The organism is Hansschlegelia beijingensis (assembly GCF_045505405.1).
GTDB lineage: Bacteria > Pseudomonadota > Alphaproteobacteria > Rhizobiales > Methylopilaceae > Methylopila > Methylopila beijingensis_A.
The window spans coordinates 1-5,676 of sequence record NZ_JBJKEX010000193.1 but is presented as its reverse complement, the minus strand read 5'-3'; the positions used below and the strand labels follow the sequence as shown (position 1 = coordinate 5,676).

4 protein-coding genes are annotated in these 5,676 nt (G+C 68.2%); all 4 read left to right on the top strand.

Going from position 1 to position 5,676, the window contains the following annotated elements:
* The first annotated feature begins 281 nt into the window (after positions 1 to 281).
* Positions 282 to 2,114, top strand: a complete 1,833-nt coding sequence (locus tag ACIKT0_RS12045) for a sensor domain-containing phosphodiesterase (protein ID WP_407105573.1) — start codon at positions 282 to 284, stop codon at positions 2,112 to 2,114.
* A 202-nt stretch (positions 2,115 to 2,316) separates the two neighbouring features.
* Positions 2,317 to 3,090, top strand: coding sequence for a ferredoxin--NADP reductase (locus tag ACIKT0_RS12040; RefSeq protein ID WP_407105572.1), 774 nt, complete (start codon positions 2,317 to 2,319; stop codon positions 3,088 to 3,090).
* Positions 3,091 to 3,197: 107 nt separating this feature from the next.
* Positions 3,198 to 5,183 (top strand): hybrid sensor histidine kinase/response regulator, encoded by a 1,986-nt coding sequence (locus tag ACIKT0_RS12035; RefSeq protein WP_407105571.1) that lies wholly within the window; start codon positions 3,198 to 3,200, stop codon positions 5,181 to 5,183.
* Positions 5,184 to 5,227: 44 nt separating this feature from the next.
* On the top strand, positions 5,228 to 5,676 hold a 449-nt coding region (locus ACIKT0_RS12030), incomplete at its 3' end, for a TetR/AcrR family transcriptional regulator (protein WP_407105570.1).

The following is a 5,676-nucleotide window of genomic DNA, read 5'->3' as shown; positions in this document are numbered from 1 at the left end:
CACTAGACTGCGCCGACGCTGGCGTCGCCGCGGAAACAGCCATGAGCAGTCCGATCACATACAAGACTGCGGCTCGAGCTGCCATGGTGTTCTTGCCCGTCATTTAGCTGACTGGCAGCGCCCGCCGGGGTTCCGCGGGCGCGAAGCCACGACCCGGGGGCTCCGCCCGGCCACCGCCATCCGCAAAACCGCATTCGCCTAAAATTTACCGCAAGAGATGCACCTGCGGTTCAGGCAGCACGCCGTAAGAAGAGTGCGGCGGGGCGGCGACGAAGCGGATGTTGATCGTACAGCTTCAAAACGTAATCCTGGAGATGGTCGCTCGCGGCGCGCCTCTGGCGCGGACGGCTGAGCGCATTTGCACCGAGGCCGAGATCCTCGCGCCTGGTTGCATCTGCTCCGTGCTTACGATCGATTGCGAAGGCGCGATCCATCCGCTCGCCGGGCCAAGTCTGCCGCAGGTCTATTCGGACGCCCTCGACGGCCTGAAGATCGGGCCGCAGGTCGGCTCCTGCGGGACCGCCGCCTTCCTCAAGGCCCCGGTCACTGTCACCGACATCCGAAACGATCCGCTCTGGGAGAACTATCGCGACCTGGTGCTGCCGCTCGGGCTCGTCGCGTGCTGGTCCACGCCGATCTTCGGGAATACCGGCCGGGTGCTGGGGACGTTCGCGTTCTACTACCGGCTGCCGCGCGGGCCCGACGCGATGGAGCGACGGATCGTCGAGGCCTGCGTCAACCTCTGCGCCATCGCGCTGGAGCGGCACGAGGCCGAACTCGTAAACCGCAGGCTCGCCTATTTCGACAGCCTGACCGGGCTTGCGAACCGCGTCAGCTTCAACCTCGCGCTCCAGCAGGCGGAGCTCGCGGCGCCTAACTCGTTCGGCGTCCTGCTGATCGACGTGGACCGCCTCAAGATCGTCAACGACACGCTGGGCCACGCCGGCGGCGACGATCTGATCCGCGAAGTCGGCGCAAGGATCGCGCGCAGCGTCGGGCCTGGGGTCGGCTACCGGCTGGGCGGAGACGAGTTCGCGGCGATCTATAGCGGGCCGGACGCCGATCTGCGGATCGAGGAGATCGCCCAGGAGATCCTGCAGGCGATGAAGCTGCCGGCGATCTGCCGCGGCCGCGCGCTGCAACCGACCGTCACGCTCGGCGCGGCGGTCTTCGACCGCGACGGCTCGACGGTGGATGCGCTCCGGCAGAACGCCGACTTCGCGCTCTATGACGCGAAGGAGAAGGCCCGCGGCGGCTATCTGCGCTACTGCCCGGACCTGAGCACCACCATCACGCAGCGCTTCCGCGCGATCCATGAGCTCACCTCGGCGCTGGACGAGAACCGGCTCCAGGCGCACTACCAGCCGATCGTCGGCCTCGAGACCGGCGAGACGGTCGGCCTGGAGGCGCTGTGCCGGATCCGCACCCCGGAGGGCGAGATCCTGCCGGCGGCCCGGTTCCACCAGGCGATGTCGGATCCCACGGCCGCGGCTCGCCTCACCGAGCGGATGCTGGAGGCGGTGGCCCGCGACGTGCGCGCATGGCTGAACGCCGGCATCCCGTTCCAGCATGTCGGGATCAACGTCACCACCGGCGATTTCCAGCGCGGCGACCTGGAGCAACGCATCGCCACGACGTTCGAGCGTTTCGGCGTGCCGCTCAGGCACGTCATCCTGGAGGTGACGGAGTCGGTCTATATGGGCGACAGCGACCAGACCGTTGCCCAGGCCGTGAAGGGGCTGCGCGCGCGCGGCCTCCTGGTGGCGCTCGACGACTTTGGCACGGGCTACGCCTCCCTCACCCATCTGGTCACCTTCCCGGTCGACGTCATCAAGATCGACCGGTCCTTCGTCTCCGACCTGAGGTCCGGGTCGGCGAGCGTCGCGGTGGTCGAGGGGCTGGTTGATATCGCGCGCAAGCTCGGCATGAAGATCGTGGCCGAGGGCGTGGAGACCCCGCTGCAGGCGAAACAGCTCAACGCCCTCGGATGCCGGCTGGCGCAGGGCTATCATTTCGCGCGCCCGGCGGACTTCGACACGGTCACGGCGATCCTGAAGGCGACGGCCCAGCGCACCGGCGCCGCGGCCCCGGCGAGCGCCCAGCCCGCCGCATAGGCGATCTTCGCCAGCGGCACCCCAAAGGGCTGCAGGCACGGTGGAAATCCACGCCCGGATCGCTTATGTCGATCCGGCAAAATCCCCTCAAGCGCAGACAGGTGGAGGTTGCCGCGACGGCTCAGGCCGCGTCGAGCGGGACGGCTTGACCCGGTTGCTGCGGGTCGGCGGGCGGAGCGGCCTCTTCGGGAAAGACGGGACGATGAGCAAGTATCTGGAAGAGCGCGTGACGCATGTGCATCACTGGACGGAGACGCTGTTTTCGTTCCGCACGACGCGCGACCCGTCGTTCCGCTTCCGCAATGGCGAGTTCACGATGATCGGGCTCGAGGTCGAGGGCCGGCCGCTGACGCGGGCCTATTCGGTGGTGAGCGCGAACTATGACGAGGAGCTCGAGTTCTTCTCGATCAAGGTGCCGGACGGGCCGCTGACGTCGCGCCTGCAGCATCTCAAGGTCGGCGACCCGATCCTGATCGGCAAGAAGCCGACCGGCACGCTGGTGCTGGACAATCTGATGGCGGGGCAGAACCTCTATCTGCTCGGCACCGGCACGGGGCTCGCGCCCTTCCTGTCGATCATCAAGGACCCCGAGACCTACGAGCGGTTCGAGAAGGTGGTCCTGCTGCACGGCGTGCGGCAGGTGGCCGAGCTCGCCTATGGGGACACGATCACGCAAGGGCTTCCGAAGGACGAGCACCTTGGCGAGATGATCTCGGCCGGGCTCGTCTATTACCCGACCGTCACGCGCGAGCCGTTCCGCAACACCGGGCGGATCACTGACCTGATGCGCTCGGGCCGGCTGTTCTCGGATGTCGGGCTGCCGATGATGTCGAAGGAGCGCGACCGCTTCATGCTGTGCGGCAGCCCCGAGATGATCCGCGATACGCGCGCGCTGCTGATCGAGGGCGGCTACCAGGAGGGCAACCACGGCGAGGCCGGCCACTTCGTGATCGAGAAGGCCTTCGTGGAGAAGTGATCGCCCGGCGCTGAAACCGGGCCTCTGCGCTCATAAGCGCCTTGCAACTTCGGGCAGGGGGGCGGATGAACGGCGGGGACGCGGGAGCGATCCCGTGAAGGGACGTGATGGCGCATCAAGAGCGGGTTGGCGAGGCACAGGCTGAGGAGAAGCGCTATCGGCTGCTCGTCGAGGCGGTGACCGACTACGCGATCTACATGGTGGACCGGGCCGGCTACGTCTCCAGCTGGAATTCGGGCGCCGCGCGGATCAAGGGCTACGCTCCGGGCGAGATTCTCGGCAAGCACTTCTCCCTGTTCTACACCGACGAGGACCGCCGGGCCGGCGCGCCGGAGCGCGCGCTGGAGATTGCGGCGCGCGACGGCCGTTTCGAGGCGGAAGGCTGGCGCGTCCGCAAGGACGGCGAGCGGTTCTGGGCGCATGTCGTCATCGACCCCGTCCGGGACGATGCGGGCGAACTGATCGGCTTCGCCAAGATCACGCGAGACCTCAGCGAGCGCCTGCAGGCGGCGGCCGTGCTGGAGCGCAGCGAGGAGCAGTTCCGGCTTCTGGTGCAGAGCGTCACCGACTACGCGATCTACATGCTGGACGCCGAGGGGCGGATCGCGAGCTGGAACGCGGGCGCCCAGCGCATCAAGGGCTACCGGCCCGACGAGATCATCGGCCAGCATTTCTCGCGCTTCTACACGGAGGAAGACGCCGCCGCGGGAGAACCCGCCCGCGGACTCGGCGTCGCGGCGCGAGAGGGCCGGTTCGAGAAGGAGGGCTGGCGCGTCCGCAAGGACGGCACCCGCTTCTGGGCGAATATCGTCATCGACGCGATCCGCGACGACGCCGGCAAGCTCATCGGCTTCGCCAAGGTCACCCGCGACATCACCGAGCGCCGCGACGCGCAGCGCGAGCTGGAGCAGGTCCGCGAGGCGTTCTTCCAGGCGCAGAAGATGGAGGCGATCGGCCAGCTGACCGGCGGCGTCGCGCACGACTTCAACAACCTGCTGATGGTGATCATCGGCAGCCTCGAGATGCTGCGCAAACATACGCCCTCCGACGCCCGCACCGGCCGGCTGATCGAGAACGCCCTGCAGGGCGCCCGGCGCGGGGCCTCGCTGACGCAGCGCATGCTGGCTTTCGCGCGGCGGCAGGAGCTGACGCTGACCGCCGTCGACGTTCCCGAGCTCGTCCGCAGCATGATGGACCTGCTGATGCGCTCGCTCGGCCCGACGGTGACGCTCGAGACGCGCTTCCCCGGCGCTCTCGACGCCGTGCAGGCGGACGCCAACCAGCTCGAGCTCACCTTGCTCAACCTTGTCGTGAACGCGCGCGACGCGATGCCGGACGGCGGAGCGATCGTGATCGAGGCGCAGCCTGTCGAGATCGCCGACGCCCCCGACGGCCTGAAGCCCGGCCGATATGTGCGCCTTGCGGTCTCCGACACCGGCGTGGGGATGGACGAAGCCACCGTGGCCCGGGCGGTCGAGCCCTTCTTCACCACCAAGGGCGTCGGCAAGGGCACCGGCCTCGGCCTCTCCATGGTGCACGGCACGATGGAGCAGCTTGGCGGCCGCATGACGCTCAAGAGCCAGCTGGGCGAAGGGACCACGGTCGAACTCTGGATGCCGGTCTCTGAGACGCCTGCGCTGGCGGGCGCGTTCGCGGCGCGCAGGGACGCGGCGCAGTCGAGCGACGACCTCCACCGCTTCGTGGCGCTCGCCGTCGACGACGATCCGCTGGTGCTGGTGAATACGACCGCGATGCTGGAGGATCTGGGCTTCACCGTGTTCCCGGCGGCGTCCGGCGACGAGGCGCTGGCGACGCTGCGACGCGAGCCCTCCATCGACTTCGTGATCACCGACCACGCGATGCCGCAGATGACCGGCGTCGAGCTCGCCCGGGCGATCCGCGTCGAGCGGCCGGACCTGCCGATCATCCTCACCTCCGGCTACGCGGAGCTTTCGGAGAACGTCGACATCTCGCTGCCGAAGCTCGCGAAGCCTTTCGCGCAGGGCGAGATCGTCCAGGTGATCGCGGCCGCCATGTCGAACCGCACCCCGGCGACGCACCCCAACCACAACCTCGACACAGACCGCCCGTAACACTATATCGGTCGGTACAGAATGCGGACGGATCAGTCGCCACCATGGGCAGGCCCAAGGAATTCGACGTCGACGAGGCGTTGTGCGCTGCGCTTCAGGTGTTCTGGCGGCACGGTTATGAGGGCGCTTCTCTCACCGAGCTGACCGAGGCGATGGGCATCACGCGGCCCAGCCTCTACGCCACCTACGGCAACAAGGAAGAGCTGTTCCGTAAGGTGCTCGACCGCTACGAGCAGAACCACATGTGCTTCGTGGCGCATGCGCTCGCGGAGCCCAGCGTCCGCTCCACCATCGAGAAGCTGCTCAAGGGCTACGCCGACGTGCTGACCGACCCGATGCATCCGCCCGGCTGCCTCGGCGTCAACAGCGCGGTGTGCGGCGGCGAAGGCAGCGACGCGATCCGGCAGGAGCTCATCGCGCGACGCTCGCTGAGCGAGGAGACCTTGCGCGAGCGGCTGGAGCGCGCCGCCGCCGAGGGCGAGCTTCCGCCCGA